At 73.7% G+C, this 17,244-nt stretch carries 14 protein-coding genes; 8 read left to right on the top strand and 6 right to left on the bottom strand.

Annotation, left to right across the window (positions count from 1 at the left end; all coding sequences use genetic code 11):
* Positions 1-30: 30 nt before the first annotated feature.
* From AB0J69_RS32550 to AB0J69_RS32535, 4 genes are all read right to left on the bottom strand, one after another.
* Positions 31-675, bottom strand: coding sequence for a response regulator transcription factor (locus AB0J69_RS32550; RefSeq protein ID WP_364125048.1), 645 nt, complete (start codon positions 673-675; stop codon positions 31-33).
* A complete protein-coding gene (locus AB0J69_RS32545) occupies positions 666-1,814 on the bottom strand; it encodes a sensor histidine kinase (protein WP_364125045.1) in 1,149 nt (382 codons plus the stop codon). Before AB0J69_RS32545 ends, AB0J69_RS32550 begins: the two co-directional genes overlap by 10 nt.
* A 73-nt stretch (positions 1,815-1,887) precedes the next feature.
* Positions 1,888-2,679 carry an ABC transporter permease gene (locus AB0J69_RS32540; protein WP_364125043.1) on the bottom strand — a complete coding sequence of 264 codons (792 nt, stop codon included), beginning with the start codon at positions 2,677-2,679 and terminating at the stop codon, positions 1,888-1,890.
* Positions 2,676-3,581 (bottom strand): ATP-binding cassette domain-containing protein, encoded by a 906-nt coding sequence (locus AB0J69_RS32535; RefSeq protein WP_364125040.1) that lies wholly within the window; start codon positions 3,579-3,581, stop codon positions 2,676-2,678. Before AB0J69_RS32535 ends, AB0J69_RS32540 begins: the two co-directional genes overlap by 4 nt.
* Before the next feature lie 147 nt (positions 3,582-3,728).
* Between AB0J69_RS32535 and AB0J69_RS32530 the strand changes: the two genes are divergently transcribed.
* Positions 3,729-4,835, top strand: coding sequence for a DUF5685 family protein (locus tag AB0J69_RS32530; protein WP_364125037.1), 1,107 nt, complete (start codon positions 3,729-3,731; stop codon positions 4,833-4,835).
* A 12-nt stretch (positions 4,836-4,847) separates the two neighbouring features.
* Here AB0J69_RS32530 and AB0J69_RS32525 read toward each other — a convergent pair whose 3' ends face one another.
* Entirely contained in the window at positions 4,848-7,694 is a 2,847-nt protein-coding gene (locus AB0J69_RS32525; protein ID WP_364125034.1) for a response regulator, read from the bottom strand.
* A gap of 155 nt (positions 7,695-7,849) precedes the next feature.
* Here AB0J69_RS32525 and AB0J69_RS32520 point away from each other — a divergent pair, with 155 nt between their 5' ends.
* The 7 genes from AB0J69_RS32520 to AB0J69_RS32490 all read left to right on the top strand — a co-directional run bounded on the left by AB0J69_RS32520 (position 7,850) and on the right by AB0J69_RS32490 (position 15,165).
* Positions 7,850-8,536 (top strand): response regulator, encoded by a 687-nt coding sequence (locus AB0J69_RS32520; protein WP_364125031.1) that lies wholly within the window; start codon positions 7,850-7,852, stop codon positions 8,534-8,536.
* A gap of 10 nt (positions 8,537-8,546) precedes the next feature.
* A complete protein-coding gene (locus AB0J69_RS32515; protein ID WP_364125028.1) occupies positions 8,547-9,377 on the top strand; it encodes a glutamate ABC transporter substrate-binding protein in 831 nt (276 codons plus the stop codon).
* A 108-nt stretch (positions 9,378-9,485) separates the two neighbouring features.
* Positions 9,486-10,229: an amino acid ABC transporter ATP-binding protein gene (locus tag AB0J69_RS32510; RefSeq protein WP_364125025.1), complete on the top strand. Its 744-nt coding sequence runs from the start codon at positions 9,486-9,488 to the stop codon at positions 10,227-10,229.
* Between the two features lie 8 nt (positions 10,230-10,237).
* Complete coding sequence (locus AB0J69_RS32505) at positions 10,238-11,068, top strand: glutamate ABC transporter substrate-binding protein (RefSeq protein ID WP_364125022.1); 831 nt, start codon at positions 10,238-10,240, stop codon at positions 11,066-11,068.
* 5 nt (positions 11,069-11,073) lie between these two features.
* Entirely contained in the window at positions 11,074-11,742 is a 669-nt protein-coding gene (locus AB0J69_RS32500) for an amino acid ABC transporter permease (RefSeq protein ID WP_364125020.1), read from the top strand.
* A complete protein-coding gene (locus tag AB0J69_RS32495) occupies positions 11,739-12,614 on the top strand; it encodes an amino acid ABC transporter permease (protein WP_364125017.1) in 876 nt (291 codons plus the stop codon). Before AB0J69_RS32500 ends, AB0J69_RS32495 begins: the two co-directional genes overlap by 4 nt.
* Positions 12,615-13,806: 1,192 nt before the next feature.
* Positions 13,807-15,165, top strand: coding sequence for an amidase (locus AB0J69_RS32490; protein WP_364125015.1), 1,359 nt, complete (start codon positions 13,807-13,809; stop codon positions 15,163-15,165).
* A 5-nt stretch (positions 15,166-15,170) separates the two neighbouring features.
* Here the strand turns inward: AB0J69_RS32490 and AB0J69_RS32485 are convergent, their stop codons facing one another.
* Positions 15,171-17,237 (bottom strand): ATPase, encoded by a 2,067-nt coding sequence (locus AB0J69_RS32485; protein ID WP_364125012.1) that lies wholly within the window; start codon positions 17,235-17,237, stop codon positions 15,171-15,173.
* Positions 17,238-17,244 lie beyond the last annotated feature (7 nt).

The raw sequence follows: 17,244 nt of genomic DNA, 5'->3' as shown, positions 1-17,244 counted from the left end.
GCTCGCCGTTCAGCGGGTCCAGGTCGCCGCTCAGCTCTCGAGATAGCGCAGGATCGCCAGCACGCGGCGGCTGTAGACCGGGTCGCGGGGCAGGTCGAGCTTGTCCATGATGGCGTTGACGTGCTTCTCGACCGTGCTGAGCGAGACGTGCAGGCGTTCGGCGATGGCGGCGTTCACGAAGCCCTGGGCGAGGTGCCGCAGCACCTCGGCCTCGCGCGGGCTGAGCCTGCTCAGCGGGTCGGCGCGGGTGGTGCGGGCCAGGAGCCGGCGCACCACCTCCGGGTCGAACGCCGTGCCGCCCGCGCGCACCCGCTCCAGCGAGTCGAGGAACTCGGCCACCTCCGAGACCCGGTCCTTCAGCAGGTAGCCGAGCCCCTCGGTGGAGCCGGCCAGGAGCCTGGCGGCGTAGTGCGGCTCGACGTACTGCGACAGGACGAGCACCGCGACCTCCGGCAGGCGCTCGCGGATCTCCAGCGCGGCGCGCAGGCCGTCGTCCTTGTGCGAGGGCGGCATGCGCACGTCGATCACGGCCACGTCGGGCCGGTGGCGCTCGACGGCGTCGAGCAGCGCGGGCGCGTCGCCGACGGCGGCGACGACCTCGTGCCCGGCGTCGTCGAGCAACCGGGTCAGACCCTCGCGCAGCAGCACGGAGTCGTCGGCCAGGATCACCCGCACGGCGGCGCCTTGGGCAGGGTCGCGGTGACGCGGGTGGGCCCGCCGGGGGCACTGTCGACGGTGAACGTCCCGTCGAGCGCCTGGACCCGCCGGGCCAGCCCGGACAGGCCGCCGCCCGAGGGGTCGGCGCCGCCCACGCCGTCGTCCGAGATCGCCACGCTCACCGTCCGCTCGTCCTCGCTCAGGACCACCAGGATGTCATGCGCGCCGGCATGCTTGACGGCGTTGGTGATGGCCTCGCGGGCGACGAAGTACAGGGCGGTCTCGACCTCGGAGGCGGGCCGGCCCGTCAGCCCGTGGTGCACGGTGACCGGCACGCTCGACCGCTCGGCCACGCCCGCGAGCGCGGCGCGCAGCCCCAGCTCGTCGAGCGCGGTCGGGTAGATCCGCCAGGCCACGCTGCGCAGCTCGTCGAGGAGCTGGCGCGACTCGGTGTAGGCCTGGACGACCAGCTCGGCGGTCCGGTCGTGCTCGCGGCTGTGCTGGGCGCGGCCGAGCAGCATGGCCAGGGCGACGCCGCGCTGCTGCACGCCGTCGTGCAGGTCGCGCTCGATCCTGCGCCGCTCGTCGTCCACGGCCCGGACGATGCCGGAGCGGGTCGCGGTCAGCTCGGCGATGCGCCGGCGCATGAGCTCCTGGCTGCCGGGGCCGAGGAAGTGCTCCGCCAGCCGGCGTTCGAGGGCGGCGAACGCCAGGATCATGAAGACGGTCACGGCCAGCAGGCCGATCCCGCCGGTCAGGCCGAGCACACCGCTGTCGGTGACGATCTTGACGCCCGGCAGTTCCACGGGGACCGGCTCCGGCTCGCCCCACAGGAGGTCCCAGGTGCCGCCGAACAGCAGCAGGCCGGTGAGGAACAGGGCCGCCGCGCAGGCGTACCCGCCCACGAGGCCGAGTACGGCGCGGGCGGCCAGGAAGGCGTACCCGCCGTCCCGCCGCGTCGTGTCGTGCCCGAGCCATGTGGACAGGCGGGCCCGTTCGAGGGCCGTCAGCCCGGCCAGCCCGCGCGCCACGACCGGCCGCAGCGCCGGGACCAGGGACGCCGGCCCCGCCACGCACAGGAAGGCCAGCTCGGCCAGGCCGAGAGCCATCCCCAGGAGGACTCCGGCCGGCACGCGGACGATCCGGCTGCCTGACACGGGCGAGAATTCTAGGCGTCGCGGCGCGCTGCCGGGCAACCGCACCTTCACCACGCCTCCACCCCGCCCACGCTCAGGCGTCGCGGCGGCGCAGGACGGCGTGGCCCGCCGCCACCGCCACCGCCGCCCAGGCCAGCAGCCACACCAGCCCCTCCCCCGCCGAGTACGGGATCGGCCCGCCGGTCATGTTGTCCGTGCTGCCCATGAACGCCAGCCCGGCGAACATCGGCATGCGCATCGAGGCGTCCACCGCCGCCTGGCTCCCGGTCATCAGCAACATCAGCGGCAACCCCATCAGCAGCATGAACACCACGGTCAGCGTGCCCGCCGCGCTGCGCATCGCGGCGCCGACGCCGATCGTCATCACCGACACCAGCGCGAAGAACACCCCCACGCCCAGCAGGTCGAGCACGACCTCCCCGACCGGCAGCACGACGAGCCCGCCGAACACGTCGATCGACAGCACCAGGTGCACGGCCACCGTGGCCACCGCCCCCGACAGCACGCCCGCCACGAACATCACCGGCGCCACCACCAGCGCCTTGGCCGCCAGCATCACCCCGCGCGCGGGCGTGGCCTGCAGCGTGATCCGGATGCCCCCGGAGGCGTACTCCGAGGTGATCGTCAGCATGGCCAGGGCCACCAGCGCGAACTGGACGAACGACGTGGCCGAGACCACGGGCTCGCTGGCCGTGATCCGCACGCCCGCCACGCCCTCGCGCACGGCGTCGGTGGCCGTCGCGGCGCCCAGGGTGACCGCGGTCGGCACGGTCAGCGCGAACGCGCAGGCCAGGGACCACCACGTGGACCGGACCGACCACAGCTTCCCCCACTCGGCCCCGATCGCCTGCCACAACGTCCTCATACGCCCGCTCCGTACTCCACGCTGTCCGAGGTCAGCTCCTGATAGGCCTGCTCCAGGGACGCCTCCCTGGTGCGCAGCCCGTGCAGCCGGATCCCCGCCTCGTGGGCCAGGTCGCCGATCCGCTCGATGGCGGCGCCGGTGGCCTCGAGCTCGTTCTCGCCGAGGCGGTCCACCTTGATCCCGTCGGCGCGCAGGCGGGCGGCGAGGTCGCCGGCGTGCGGGGTGCGGACCAGCACGGCCGTCAGCGAGCTGCCGGCCAGGACGTCCGCGAGCGGCGCGTCCATGATGAGCCTCCCCTTGCCGATCACCACGAGGTGGTCGGCGGTGAGCTGCATCTCGCTCATCAGGTGGCTGGAGACGAAGACCGTACGGCCCTCGGCGGCCAGCGATCGCATGAGCCCGCGTACCCACCGCACGCCGTCCGGGTCCAGCCCGTTGACGGGCTCGTCGAACATGAGCACCTCGGGGTCTCCCAGCAGCGCCGCCGCGATCCCGAGCCGCTGGCTCATCCCCAGGGACAGCGTGCCGGCCCGCTTGCGCGCCGCGCCCGCCATGCCCACCGTCTCCAGCACCTCGCCCACCCGCCGCCGCGCGATGCCGTTGCTGCGGGCCAGCGCCACCAGGTGGGCGTGACCGCTGCGGCCGGGGTGCACGGCCCGCGCGTCGAGCAGCGCGCCGACGGTGCGCAGCGGGTTCCTGATGCGCTGGTACGGGACGCCTCCGACGAGCGCGGTGCCGGCGGTGGGCCGGTCGAGGCCGAGGATCAGGCGCATCGTCGTCGACTTGCCTGACCCGTTCGGGCCCAGGAAGCCGGTCACCGTGCCCGGTTTCAGCTCCAGCGACAGGTCGTCGACGGCGAGCCGGTCGCCGTAGCGTTTGGTCAAACCCTTGAGACTGATCACGCCGCCCCACGCTAGGAGCCGTGCGCGGCGGGGACCATGGGGGCGAGCCGCCGACCTTGATGGCGGAAGTCCGTAATGGGCCTGTCGGAGAGCCGTACGATCTGCTCTGTCGTTCTGCTCTGTCGTTCCGGAAGCCTGTGAGGTCGTGTGTTCGGGATCATTCGCCCCTGTGTCGAGCACGGATGCCCGTCGCTGCGTGCGGCGTGGCAGGCGCATCTGTGCGGCCTCTGCCTGACGTTGCGGGACGGGCAGGGGCACGGGGCGCGGCTGACCACCAACTACGACACGCTGATCGTGTCGGTCCTCACGGAGGCCCAGCTCCCGTCGTCGGCGCCGCGCCGCCTGGCCGGGCCGTGCGCGTTACGCGGCTTCCGGTCCGCCGAGGTGGTGGACGCGCGGGCGAGCGGGGCCCGGCTGGCGGCGGCGGTCTCGCTCCTGCTGGCGGCGGGCCGGCTGCGCGACCACGTGGCGGACGGAGAGGCCGCCTTCGGCCGGGCGAGGACGGTGCTGGCGTCCCGCTGGGAGGCGGGCGGAGCGCGCCTGGCGGCCGGGGTCGGCTTCGACCCGGCACCCCTGGTCTCGGCTGTGGACCGCCAGCTGACCTTGGAACGCCGCCTCCCCTCCGACCGGCCGCCCGTGCTCGAGCTGACGGCGCCCACCGAGGACGCGGTGGCGGCGGCGTTCGCGCACACGGCGGTGCTCGCCGGGCGGCCGGGCAACGCCGCCGCGCTGGCCGAGGCGGGCCGGTTCTTCGGCCGGATCGCGCACCTGCTGGACGCGGCGGAGGACCGGGCCGAGGACGCGGCCCGGGGCGCGTTCAACCCGCTGACCGCCACGGGGACCACGCCCGCGCAGGCCCGCCGCCTGTGCGACGACGCCGCCCACGGCCTGGCCCTCGCGCTGCGCGAGGTCGACCTCGAGGAGCGCCACCTGGTCGACACGCTGCTCGGCACGGAGGTACGGCGCGCGGTCACCCGCACGTTCGACCCTCACACCCACTCGCCCGGCGCCTCCTACGACCACCCGGGCTGGATCCGCAAGTCGGCGGCCGGGGTGACGACGTTCCTGACGTGCGGGGTGTGGCGGCCCCGGTGGAGCAGGTGGAAGGGCCGTGACTGGGACGACCGCTGCTACGCGGGCCGGATCTCCGACTGCGGCTGCGGCAACTGCGGTGAGTGTTGCGACTGCTGCCGCTGCTGCAAGCGTTGCGACTGCTGCGACGGCGGCGGTTGCGACTGCTCGTGCAGCGCGTGAGGCCGCCTCGCATCAGGAACAGGAGGCGTTCATCCACTCCGGAACGTCGCTGAGCAGCCCCTCCAGCTCCTCCAGCAGTTCCTCCCCGACGCTCTCCCCGGACCGGGCCAGGCTCTCCATCCGCTCGCACAGCTCGGCCTCGCGGACCGCGCCGACGGTCGCGCAGGCCCCCTTGAGCCGGTGCGCGAGCGCGGCCGCCGTCGGCAGGTCCCCGTCGTGTACGGCCTGCCTCAGCTCCTCGAACGTCCGCGAGGCCGTCGCCAGGTAGGCCCGCGCCACGTCCGCCAGCGCCTCCGGCGAAAGCCCGGCCAGTTCGGGCGGCAGCCCGGCGGAGGCCGTCCACTCCGGGATCCTGGCCAGCAGGCGCGCCCAGTCCACCGGCTTGGCCAGGTGGTCGTCCATGCCCGCCTCCAGGCACCGGATGCGGTCGTCCGGCATGGCCGCGGCGGTCATCGCGATGATCGGGGTGTGGACGTCCTCGCGGCTCCTGATCTCCTCGGTGGCGGCCAGGCCGTCGAGCACGGGGAGCTGGCAGTCCATGAACACCAGGTCGTACCCCCCGGCCAGCACCGCCCGCACGGCCTGCTCGCCGTTGTCCACCACGTCGACCTCGTGCCCGGCCTGTTCGAGGACGAGCATCGCCACCTGGCGGCTGACCTCGTCGTCCTCGGCCACCAGGATCCGGGCGCCCCCGTCCGGGCCGCCGCCGGCGACGGCCAGGTGCTCGCCGGGACACTCGGCGGTGCCCAGGGCGTTCTCCACGGCGGCGAGCAGGCGGCGCCGGCTGAGCGGCCGGGTGATCGACTGCACGGCCCGCTCCCCCGCCGCGGCCGGCCAGGCGAACCCCGAGCGGCCCGGGGTGACGACCACGATGACGCTGGTGGCCTGGAGCAGCGGGTCGGCGAGGATGGCGGCGGCCAGGGAGCCCGGGGTGCCGGGACCGCCGGAAGCGCCCAGTTCGAGGGCGACCACCGCCAGCTCGTACGGCCGCCCGTCCACGGCGGCGGTCCGCAGGAGCGTCAGGGCGGACTCATCGTCCCTGGTCTGCTCCACCTCGGCCCCGGCCTGCGCCAGGAACCGCGCGGCCAGCGTGCGGTCCTCGGGGCGCTGGTCGGCGACGAGCGCCCGCCGCCCCTCCAGCGCCCCGGCCCCCGGCTCGGACCAGGTCAGCACGTCCACCGGCAGCGTCGCCCAGAACCGGCTGCCCACGCCCTCCACGCTGTCCAGCCCGATCCGCCCGCCCATGAGCTCGACGAGCTGCCGGCTGATGGCCAGGCCCAGCCCGCTGCCGCCGGTCCTGCGCGTGATCGGCGAGTCGACCTGGCGGAAGACGCCGAACACCCGCTCCCGGTCGGCGGGGCCGACCCCGATCCCGGTGTCGGCCACGGCGAACCTGAGCACCACCCGGTCCTCGCCGGGCTTGCCCTGGTCGAGCGTGACGTGCAGGTCGACGCCGCCCTGGACGGTGAACTTCAGCGCGTTGCCGACCAGGTTCGTCAGCACCTGGCGCAGCCGGGCCGGGTCGCCGCACACCTGCCGCGGCACGCCCTCGTCGAGGCGGAGCGTGAGCCAGAGCCCCTGCTCGTAGGCGTGCGGCGCGAACGGCGCCACCACCTCGTCGCACAGGCGGGGCAGGTCGAACGGCGCGGCCTCGACCTGGAGGTGGCCGGCCTCGATCCTGGACAGGTCGAGGAAGTCGTCGAGCAGGCGCAGCACGTTGTGGGCGGACTCCTGGGCGGTGCTGGCGTAGTAGCGCTGCTCCTCGTCCAGGCGGGTGCCCATGAGCAGGGAGTTCATGCCGAGCACGCCGTTGATCGGGGTGCGGATCTCGTGGCTGATCTTGGCCACGAATTCCGACTTGGCGCTGGAGGCGCTGATCGCGTCGTCCCTGGCGGCGGCCAGTTCGGCGGCGTACCTGGCCAGGGTGGCCTGCGCCCGGCGGCGGCCGCGGGTGGAGTGGATCTGCAGGCCAAGGCCGATGAGGATGAGCAGGGCGAGCAGAGCGGCGACGGTGAGCACGTTCGTGCGCAGCTGTTCGGCCGAGGCCAGCGCCTCGCTGGCGGAGACCTCGGCGGTGACCGTCCAGCCGATGCTGGGGATGGGCTCCGAGGCCGACAGCACCATGCCGTCGATGCCGCTGTAGGTGCCGCTCCACGCCTGCCCGGCCAGCGCGGCGTCCACCCGGGGGTCCTCGCGCAGGGAGGTCAGGGCGTACAGCTTCCTGCCGGGGTCGGCGACGAGCACGCCGGCCTTGTCGGTGATGAGCAGCCGGATGTCCTGCGCGTCGGCGGCCTCCTCGGCGAAGACCTGGATGGCGTCGAGGCTGTAGACGACCGTGAGCATGCCGAGCATGCGGGTGCCGTCGGCGCTCGGGACCGGCGCGGTCACCGCGACGGCCCTGGACACGTCTCGCATCGTCGGCGTGTACGCCTGGGAGACGTGGGCCTGGCGCTGGTCGCGCACCGCGCGGTACCAGTCGGTGCTGGAGATGTCCTGCGGCAGCACGCTCGGTGGCTCGGCGCCGAGCATGCCGCCTTCCGGGGAGACCAGCATCAGCCCGCTGACGCCGTCGCGCATGCGGCGCAGCTCGTCGAGCCAGTCGCGCAGGGTACCGGTGGGCGGGTCCTCGACCGCCTCGCGCACCTGCGGCCGCTGCGCGTACGCGGTGACGAGCTGCTTGAGCGAGGCCATCTGCTGCTCCACCACGACCCGGCCGACCGACGCGGTGGTCCTGACCCGGTCGGTGACCTCGTCCTGCACCGCCTGCTCCGACAGCGAGATGCTGGAGGAGGTGAGCAGCGCGAGGGGCAGCAGGCCGAGCAGCGTCCACAGGGCCGTCACCGCGAGCAACCATCGCACGGGCGTCCGTCCCTCCCCCCACTCGTTCGGGTACAGAGTAGGAGGGATCCGGCGCGCGCGCCGGATCCCGGTGAGCAGAACGAGCAAAAGTCGATCTTTTGTAATAAAACCCGCCTAAGCTGCAAAGATCGACCAGATGGACGAGGAGCGTGGCGATGCCTGAGCCCAGGGACATCACCGTACTCATCGTGGATGACGACCCCGTCGTCACCGCCGCGCTGCAGGCGCAGGTGAACCGGGTGCTCGGCTTCCGGGTGGTGGGGATCGCACATACCGGGCACGCGGCGCTGGCCGCCGCCGGCCGTTTCGCGCCCCGGCTTGTCCTGCTGGATCTGCACCTTCCGGATATGCCCGGCCTGGAGGTGGCGCACCGGCTGCGCCGCCCCGAGCAGCCGCCCGCCGACGTCATCGTCATCTCGGGCCGCAAGGAGTCGGCCACGGTACGCGCGGCCATGCAGCGCGGCGCCCTCTACTACCTGGTCAAGCCGACCAGGACGGGCACCCTGGAGCAGGCGCTGCTCCGCTACGCGGCCACCACCGAGCAGCTGGAGTCGGGCGGCCGCTTCGCCGAGCAGCAGGAGATCGACCGGCTCTTCCGCTCGCTCCACCTCGACCAGGCCGCCCGGCCGAAGAGCATCTCGGCGGCGACCGAGCAGGCCGTGCTGGACGCGCTGGCCGAGGTCGAGGAGGACGCCTCGGCCCAGGAGCTGGCCGCGATGATCGGCGTCAGCCGGGCCACCGCCCGCCGCTACCTGGAGCACCTCGCCGAGCGCGGGCTCGTCGAGGGGCGCCCGAAATACGGGCCCACCGGCCGGCCGCAGAACCGATATCGCGTCCGGTGAGGGGGGCCCAGTGAGCGGGCTGCGGGCGTTACTCGCGGTGGTGCTGGTCTGTCTCCTGCCCACGGGCTGCGGCGAGTCCGACGCCTTCCCCGAGGACTCCACGATGGCCCGCATCAGGGAGCGCGGCGTCCTCACCGTGGGGATCAAGTTCGACCAGCCGATGTTCGGCTACAAGGACCCGGCCAGCGGGCGGATCACCGGTTTCGACGCCGAGATGGCCAGGCTCGTGGCCAAGGACCTCACCGGCAGCGAGCGCAACATCCGGTTCGTCGAGACCGTCTCGCGCGAGCGCGAGAACTTCATCTCCCAGGGCGTGGTGGACCTCGTCGTCGCCACCTACTCGATCACCCCGGCCCGCGCCGAGCGGGTGTCCTTCACCGACCCGTACTACTACGCCGGGCAGGACATGCTGGTCAGGGCCGGCGACTCCACCATCAACCAGGTGTCCGACCTGGACGGCAAGACCGTCTGCACGGCGACCGGCTCCACCTCCGTCGACCGCCTGCGCACCACCGTGCCCACCGCCGAGCTGGAGATCGTCGACGCCTACAGCATCTGCGTGCCCGCGCTGGTGGCCGGGCGGGTGGACGCGATCAGCACCGACAACACCATCCTGCTCGGGCTGCTGGCCCAGCACCCCGACACGCTGCGGCTGGTCGGCAAGCCGTTCGGGCGCGAGCCGTACGGGATCGGCATCCGCAAGCAGGACGCGGCCTTCCGCGACTACCTCAACGGGCTGATCGCGCGCTGGCTGCGTGACGGGCAGTGGGACCGCGCCTTCATGGCCACCATCGGGGTGGGCGGAGCGACCTCGGAGTCCTCCAGGCCGGCCACCCGCTGATCCCTCTGCGGACCGGCCAATCGCTGAGCAGAACGATCACAAGCCTTTCCGCGACGCACACGGCTCCTACGGTTACGCCAACGCTGACCGAGACAAGGAGCGTGACGCATGACGCAGTCGGACCTGATCGTCCTGGACCAGGTCAACAAGCGGTTCGGCGATCACCACGTGCTCAGGGACGTGGACCTGACGGTCCGGCAGGGCGAGGTCGTCGTGATCATCGGCCCGTCCGGGGCGGGCAAGTCCACCCTGTGCCGGGCGATCAACCGGCTGGAGACCATCGACTCCGGCACGATCACCCTCGACGGTACGCCGCTGCCCGCCGAGGGCCGGGAGCTGGCCCGGCTGCGCGCCGAGGTCGGCATGGTGTTCCAGTCCTTCAACCTCTTCGCCCATAAGACCGTCCTGGACAACGTCGTCCTCGGGCAGGTCCACGTGCTGAAGCGGTCCAGGGACGAGGCCGTGCGCAAGGCCCGCGAGCTGCTCGACCGGGTCGGCATCGGCGGCCAGGCGGTCAAGTTCCCCGCCCAGCTCTCCGGCGGGCAGCAGCAGCGGGTGGCCATCGCGCGGGCCCTGGCCATGGACCCGAAGGTGATCCTGTTCGACGAGCCCACCTCGGCGCTGGACCCGGAGATGGTCAACGAGGTGCTCGAGGTCATGACGGCGCTGGCCCGCGAGGGCATGACCATGGTCGTCGTCACCCACGAGATGGGCTTCGCCCGGCGGGCGGCCGACCGGGTCGTCTTCATGGCCGACGGCGAGATCGTCGAGCAGAACACCCCCGGCACCTTCTTCGGCGCGCCGAGCAGCGACCGCGCCCAGTCCTTCCTCGCCAAGATCCTCACCCACTAAGGAGTGTCATGTTCGGCAAATCCCTTTACGCCGTTTTCGCCGTGCTCGCCATTGCCGCCACCGGGTGCGGGGGCGGCGAGGAGAGCTACGCCTCCATCGTGGACAAGGCCGAGAACGACAAGAAGCTGGTCATCGGCGTGAAGGCCGACCAGCCCGGCCTCGGGCTGCGCACCCCGGACGGGAGCTTCACCGGTTTCGACGTCGAGGTGGCCAAGTACGTGGCCAAGCAGCTCGGCGTCGACCCGTCGGGCATCACGTTCAAGGAGACCGTGTCGGCCAACCGGGAGGCGTTCATCGAGCAGGGCCAGGTGGACATGGTGGTGGCCACGTACTCGATCACGGACGCGCGCAAGCAGAAGGTGTCCTTCGCCGGGCCGTACTTCGTGGCCGGGCAGGACCTGCTGGTCCGCGCCGACGAGGCGGCGCTGACCGGGCCCGAGACGCTCAACGGCAAGAAGCTGTGCTCGGTCGCCGGCTCGACCCCGGCGCAGAAGGTCAAGACCGAGTACGCCAAGGAGGTGCAGCTCCAGGAGGAGCGGACCTACTCGGCGTGCGTGGACCGCGTGCTCGGCGGCCAGCTCGACGCCATCACCACCGACAACGTCATCCTGGCCGGCTACGCCGCGCAGCACTCCGGCAAGCTCAAGGTGGTCGGCAAGCCGTTCAGCACCGAGAAGTACGGCATCGGCCTGAAGAAGGACGACACGGCCGGGCGCAAGGCGGTCAACGACGCCCTGGAGAAGATGTTCTCCGACGGGAGCTGGACCCAGGCGCTGCAGTCCAGCGTGGGCGCCTCCGGCTTCGCCCTGCCGCAGGCGCCGCAGCTCGAGCGGTACTGAGGCCGATGGAAGCGTTGCTGACCGAAGGCGGCACCATCCTGGCCGCCTTCTGGATGACGGTGCGGCTGACGGCGGTCAGCGCACTCGGCTCCCTGGTGCTGGGCACGTTGCTGACCGCCATGCGGGTGGCCCCGCTGGCCTCCCTGCGCGCCACCGCGACCGTGTACGTGACCGTGGCCCGCAACACGCCCCTCACCCTGGTGCTGCTGTTCACCGGCCTGGGCATCGGGGCGAACCTGGGCCTTGAGCTGTCCGACGACATCGCGACCAACAACTTCTGGCTCGCCGTCATCGGGCTGACCGCCTACACCTCGGCGTTCGTCTGCGAGGCACTGCGCTCCGGGCTCAACACGGTGCCCGTGGGGCAGGCCGAGGCCGCCCGCTCGCTGGGGCTGGGCTTCGTCAAGACGCTGGGGCTGATCACGCTGCCGCAGGCGTTCCGCGCCGTGGTGGCGCCGCTGGGCAGCATCCTCATCGCGCTCACCAAGAACACCACGATCGCGCTGGTCGTGGGCGTGGCCGAGGCGTCGGTGCGGATGCGCGAGATGATCGAGACGTACGGGGACCAGGTGATCGAGATCTTCCTCGGCTTCGCCGCCGGGTTCGTGCTGCTCTGCCTGCCGATGGGGCTGCTGTTCGGCTGGCTGTCGAAGCGGCTGGCGGTGGCCCGATGAGCTACGCGAACCTGTACGAGGCCCCCGGGCCGCGCGGGATCCGGCGCAACCGGCTGCTGACCGCCTTCGTCGCGCTCGGCCTGCTGGCGGTGGGGTGGTTCGTCTTCGTCCGCTTCGAGGAGAAGGACCAGTGGGCGGCGGAGAAGTGGACGCCGCTGCTGCGGGGCGACGTGTGGACCACGTTCATCCTGCCCGGCCTGGCCGGGACGCTGGCCGCGGCCGTCGTGGGCGTGGTGCTGGCCGGGCTGTTCGGGCTCGTGTTCGCCACCGCCCGGCTCTCGGAGCACCGGTGGGTCCGGGTCCCGGCGGCCGTGGTGGTGGAGTTCTTCCGGTCCGTGCCGCTGCTGCTGCTGATCTTCTTCGCCTTCTTCGGGGCGTTCGTGCTCGTCGGCGTGAACATCTCGGCCTTCGCGGCGGTGGTGTTCGGGCTCACCCTCTACAACGGCTCCGTGATTGCGGAGATCGTCCGGGCCGGGGTGCTGAGCCTGCCCAAGGGGCAGCGGGAGGCGGCGTACGCGATGGGCATGCGCAAGGGGCAGGTGATGCGGCTCGTCCTGCTCCCGCAGGCGCTCAAGGCCATGCTGCCCGCGCTGGTCAGCCAGTTCGTGGTGCTGCTCAAGGACTCGGCGCTCGGGCTCATCGTGGGTTACGACGAGCTGGTGGACCGCGGGCTGAACGGGATCGCGGCCAACTTCTCCAACGTCATCCCCGCGGCGATCCTCATCGCGGCCATCTTCATCGTGATCAACACGGCGCTGGACCGGCTGGCCCACCGCCTCGGCGCCGCGAGCGGCGGCGGAGGACCGGCAGCCACGGCGCGGCGCCGAGCACGGCCAGCGCGGCCAGCAGGGGTGCCCGCCACCACCCCGTGACGGTCGCGGGCGGCGGGGCGGGCCCGGCGCTCACCCAGGGGCGGGCGGTCTTCGACCAGGCCAGGAACGCGTCGCCGACCGGGAGCAGGCCGAAGGCGTACCGCTTGGTCCACGGGGTGCCCAGGGGCAGGCCGGCCAGCTCACCGTAGTTGGCCAGCGCCCCGGCGAGCGGGGCGTCGCCGTGGACCTGGGCGGCGCCCAGGGTGACCGCGGTGGCCGACAGGCTCACCCCCAGCGGGAGCGGGCCGGAGTCGACGTCGCCGGGGCCGTCCATCCCCTCGGGGTACTCCCGCACGGCCGGGCCGAGGCCGAGCGGGGTGACGACGTAGCGGTCGCGGAAGCGGGCGTACTGCCCGGCGGCGAAGGCCGGGTCGATGTCGACGAGGAAGCGCTGGATCAGGCTCTGCGAGCTGCCCCTGGCCACCTCCGCCGGGTCGCCGGTGCCGGGCTCGGCGCGGTGCGGGAGCAGCCCGGTGCGCGGGTCCAGCCTCTCGCGCGTCCGGTCGAGCCAGCGTCCGACCGTGCCGGCGTACCGGGCCGGGCTCAGCAGCGCGTCGTGCAGGCGCAGCGAGGCCACCGCCACCGTCGAGTCGACCGGCCACGCCTGGCCCGGGTACGCCTCCAGGTACGGCGAGTCCGAGCCGTCGAACGCCCGCCCGAGCGCCGCCGAGTCCGCGGTGAAGCGGCGCAGCTCGGCGGGATCGCGCGCCGCGGCCGGCTGCAGGCTCAGCGCCCCGCCGCGCAGCCAGTTGGTCCAGCCCTGGTAGAAGACGCCGTGGGGCGGGACGAGGTCCGGGCTGAACGGCGCGCGGCCGGCCGGCGAGTCCAGCCGGTCCAGCGCCCACCGCGCCTCCCGCAGCGCCCGCGCCCGGGTGTCCCCGGGTTCGCGCAGGCCGAGGTCCACCCAGCTCAGGCCGTAGAGGACGTGCAGGAAGAAGTAGCCCTCGGGGAACAGCGCCTGCGCCTGCTCCCCCGCGCCGGCGTCCAGGGCCGAGCGCAGGAACGCGAGCTGGCGGCGCACCCCGGGCGGCTCGCCGTCCGGCCCGGCGGTGGCGGGGACGACCAGGCGGACCGCGCCCGCGAGCGCGCAGAGGCTGATGGCGACGGCGGCGAGCCTGCGCGACCAGCGCAGGACGCGGCGGGCGGGGGACGGCGCCTCGGACATCTCGCCGATGCTAGTAGAAAGGGGTCCATGTCGATCCCCCCTGGCCCCTTCGCCGGCCCTTTCCCCGGCCCGTTCACCGGCCGCACCGTCACCGAGCTCGCCCGGGACCTGCGCGACGGGCGCGCCACCTCCGTCGACCTGGTCGAGCAGGCGCTCGGCGCCGTCGCCGCGCTCGACCCGGCGCTCAACGCGTTCGTCACCGTGGACGCCGCCGGGGCGCTCCAGGCGGCCCGCCGGGCGGACGCGGAGCTGGCCGGCGGCACCGACCGCGGGCCGCTGCACGGGGTGCCGGTCGCGGTGAAGGACCTGATCATGGTGGCCGGGCTGCCCGCGACCATGGGGTCACGGCACTTCGCCGGGTACGTGCCGGACGCCGACGCCGAGTGCGTGGCCCGGCTGCGCGCGGCCGGCGCGATCATCGTCGGCAAGACCACGACCCACGAGTTCGCGTACGGGCCCACCGGCGACCGCTCGGCCACCGGCCCGTCGCGCAACCCCTGGGACCCGGCGCGCATGTCCGGGGGCTCCAGCGGCGGCAGCGCGGCCGCCGTGGCGGCGGGCATCGTCCCGCTCGCGGTCGGCACGGACACGGGCGGCTCCGTCCGCATCCCGGCCGCCCTGTGCGGGGTGGCCGGGTTCAAGCCCGCGTACGGCGCGATCCCGACCGACGGCGTGTTCCCCCTGTCCCAGAGCCTCGACCACGTCGGCGTGCTGGCCGGCGACCGCGAGAGCTGCCTGATCGCCCACCGCTGCCTGTCCGGGGACGCCGGGCACCCGCGCGAGAGCGCCGGGGCCGTGCGGGTGGCGTGGCTCGACCCGGCCGAGCTGTTCGACGGGGACCCCCGGGTGACGGCCGCCGTCCGGGCGGTGGCGGGCGCGGCGGAGGAGGTGCGGCTGCCGGAGGGCGCCGCCGAGGAGCTCCGGGAGACGTACGCGGCCATCCAGAGCTGCGAGACGGCCGCCGTGCACGCCGAGCGGCTGGCCGGCGCGCCCGAGCTGTTCGACCCCGAGGTGCTCGAACGCCTGCGCGTCGCCTCGGACGTGCCCGGCTGGCGCTACGTCCGCGCCATGGAGGCCCGGGCCCGGCTGGCCGGCGCGGCCGGCGCGCTGTTCGAAGGTCACGACGTGCTCGCGCTGCCGACCGTGCCGATCACCGCGCCGCCGATCGACTCGCGGGAGACCGAGGTGGAGGGCCGGACGGTGGCCGTGCGGCCGGCGTTGCTCGCGCTGACCAGCCCGTGGAACGTGCTGGGCTTGCCGGCCCTGACGGTGCCGGCCGGCACGGTGGACGGCCTGCCGGTCGGCCTGCAGCTCGTCTGCCGCCCCGGCCACGAGCCGCTGCTGTTCGAGGCCGCCGCCCGGATGACGGGGGCCGGCGGGGGCTGACGGTCTCAGCGGTCCTGGGCGGGGCCGGCGCCGGGCGGGTCGAGCGCGTGCAGGATCCCGGTGTCCAGGCCGGTGTCGTAGCCGGCCTGGAAGGCGGTCTGGTAGGCGTGGTCGCCGATCGCCCGGCGGGCCTGCCGCTCGCACCTCTCCCTGGCCTCGACCCACTCGCGGATGCCGACCTGGGCCCGGCCGATGGTGTCCCAGACCTGCTGGGCCAGCCCGAGCCGGCGGGCGGCGGGCTCACCCTGCCCCGACGCGGACGCGGCGCAGGCCAGCACGTCGAGGGCCAGCGCGATCCCGATGCTGTCGTGCAGCCGGTGCTTGATCTCCAGCGCCGCCCTGGCGTAGGCCTGCGCCGCCTCGAAGCGGCCCAGCACCAGCTCCGCCTGGGCGCGGAAGAGGTCGGCGTACGCGCGCATCCAGCGCTCGCCGTGCTTGTCGCACTCGGCGCACATCTCCTCCAGCGCCTTGACCGCGTCCTCGATACGCCCTTCGGCGGTGTGCACGTGGCTCTGCCCCAGCCGGGCGAGGAGGGTGGGCAGGGTGAGCCCGTGCTCCGGCCGGTGCACGGCCAGCAGGCTGTCGGCCAGCGCCTGGGCCAGCGCCAGGTCGCCCCTGATGGTGGCCGCCGCCATGACCATGGCCTGCGCGGCGAGCGCCGCCGAGGTGTCGCCGAGCTGCTCGGCGACCCCGGCGCACTCGGCGGCCCAGGCCATGCCGGCGGTCGCGTCGCCCTGCACCATGAGGGTCAGGCTGCACACCCACAGGGCGCGGTTGCGCACCGTGCTCGGCTCGGTGTCGAGGTAGAGGGCGCGCTCCAGGTAGTGCTGGCCCTCCCTGAGGAACCCGCACGGATACCAGAAGAACCACAGCGCGGCGGCCAGCTCGAGCGCGGTGTGGTCGCCGGGGGCGGTCAGGCTGAAGTCGAGGGCGTTGCGCAGGTTGTCGTGCTCGGCGGTGGTGCGGTCGTTCCAGGAGACCTGGTCGGGGCCCAGCCAGGCGGCGTCGCCGCGGCGGGCCAGCGCCAGGTAGAAGTCGCGGTGCCGGCGCCGCAGCGTCTGCTGCTCACCCAGGGCGCGCAGCCAGACGGCGCCGTACTCGCGGATGGTGTCGAGCATCCGGTAGCGCTCGCCGCCGCCGGTCGGCGTCCAGGTCAGGATGGACTTGTCGACCAGCTCGGCCAGGAGCCCGGGGATGGTGGCGGCGGGCAGCAGCGCGTCGGCGCAGACCTCGGCGACGGCCTGGTCGTCGAAGCTGCCGGCGAACACCGAGGCCCGCGCCCACAGCAGCCGCTCGCCGGGCGTGCAGAGCTCGTGGCTCCAGCCGATCGCGGTGCGCAGGGCCCGGTGCCAGGGCGGGTCGGCGCCGGGGACCTCGTTCTCGGTGTCGCCGAGCATCGCGAAGCGGTCGTCCAGCCGCTCGCACAGCTCGGCGGCGGGCAGCTCGCGCAGCCGGGCCGCGGCCAGCTCGATCGCCAGCGGCAGGCCCTCCAGGCGGCGGCACAGGCGTACCAGCTCGGCCCGGTTGTCCTCGCTGACGGCGAAGCCGGGGACGGCGGCGGCGGTGCGGTCGGCGAGCAGCGTCACCGCCTCCTGCCGGCCCTCGCCGCGGGCGTCGGGGACCGGCAGCGGGTCGATGATCAGCACCTGCTCGTCCGGCACGCCCAGCGGGCGGCGGCTGGTGGCCAGGATCGACAGCCCCGGCGCGGCGACCAGCAGCTCGCGGGCCGTGCGGGCGCACTCCTCGACGAGGTGCTCGCAGGTGTCGAGGACCAGCAGCAGGTGCCGGTCGGCGAGGTATTCGGTCAGCACCTCCATCATGGGCCTGGTCGTGCGGTCGGCCAGCGGCAGCGCCTCGGCGATGCTGTACGGCACCAGCGCCCCCTGGTCCAGCGCCGAGAGCGTCACGAGCCAGGTGCCGTCGGTGAAGCCGGGCCGCATGAGAGCCGCGGCCCGCAACGCGAGCCGGGTCTTGCCGACGCCGCCCACCCCGGTCAGCGTCACCATCCGGAACTCGCGGCACAACCGCCGGATTCGGGCCAGTTCGCCGCGGCGGCCTACCAGACTGGTCATCTCCGGC

Origin of the sequence: Nonomuraea sp. NPDC049709, from assembly GCF_040674815.1 — a bacterium.
Taxonomy (GTDB): domain Bacteria; phylum Actinomycetota; class Actinomycetes; order Streptosporangiales; family Streptosporangiaceae; genus Nonomuraea.
Note: the sequence above shows the minus strand (reverse complement) of the source record. Positions and strands in the feature narration are given on the sequence as shown.

Bases quoted from the DNA above. Each gene is read 5' to 3' on its own strand.
- AB0J69_RS32500 (WP_364125020.1), top strand. From the start codon at position 11,074: ATGGAAGCGTTGCTGACCGAAGGCGGCACCATCCTGGCCGCCTTCTGG.
- AB0J69_RS32505 (WP_364125022.1), top strand. From the start codon at position 10,238: ATGTTCGGCAAATCCCTTTACGCCGTTTTCGCCGTGCTCGCCATTGCC.
- AB0J69_RS32510 (WP_364125025.1), top strand. From the start codon at position 9,486: ATGACGCAGTCGGACCTGATCGTCCTGGACCAGGTCAACAAGCGGTTC.
- AB0J69_RS32495 (WP_364125017.1), top strand. From the start codon at position 11,739: ATGAGCTACGCGAACCTGTACGAGGCCCCCGGGCCGCGCGGGATCCGG.
- AB0J69_RS32540 (WP_364125043.1), bottom strand. From the start codon at position 2,679: ATGAGGACGTTGTGGCAGGCGATCGGGGCCGAGTGGGGGAAGCTGTGG.
- AB0J69_RS32485 (WP_364125012.1), bottom strand. From the start codon at position 17,237: ATGACCAGTCTGGTAGGCCGCCGCGGCGAACTGGCCCGAATCCGGCGG.
- AB0J69_RS32520 (WP_364125031.1), top strand. From the start codon at position 7,850: ATGCCTGAGCCCAGGGACATCACCGTACTCATCGTGGATGACGACCCC.
- AB0J69_RS32490 (WP_364125015.1), top strand. From the start codon at position 13,807: ATGTCGATCCCCCCTGGCCCCTTCGCCGGCCCTTTCCCCGGCCCGTTC.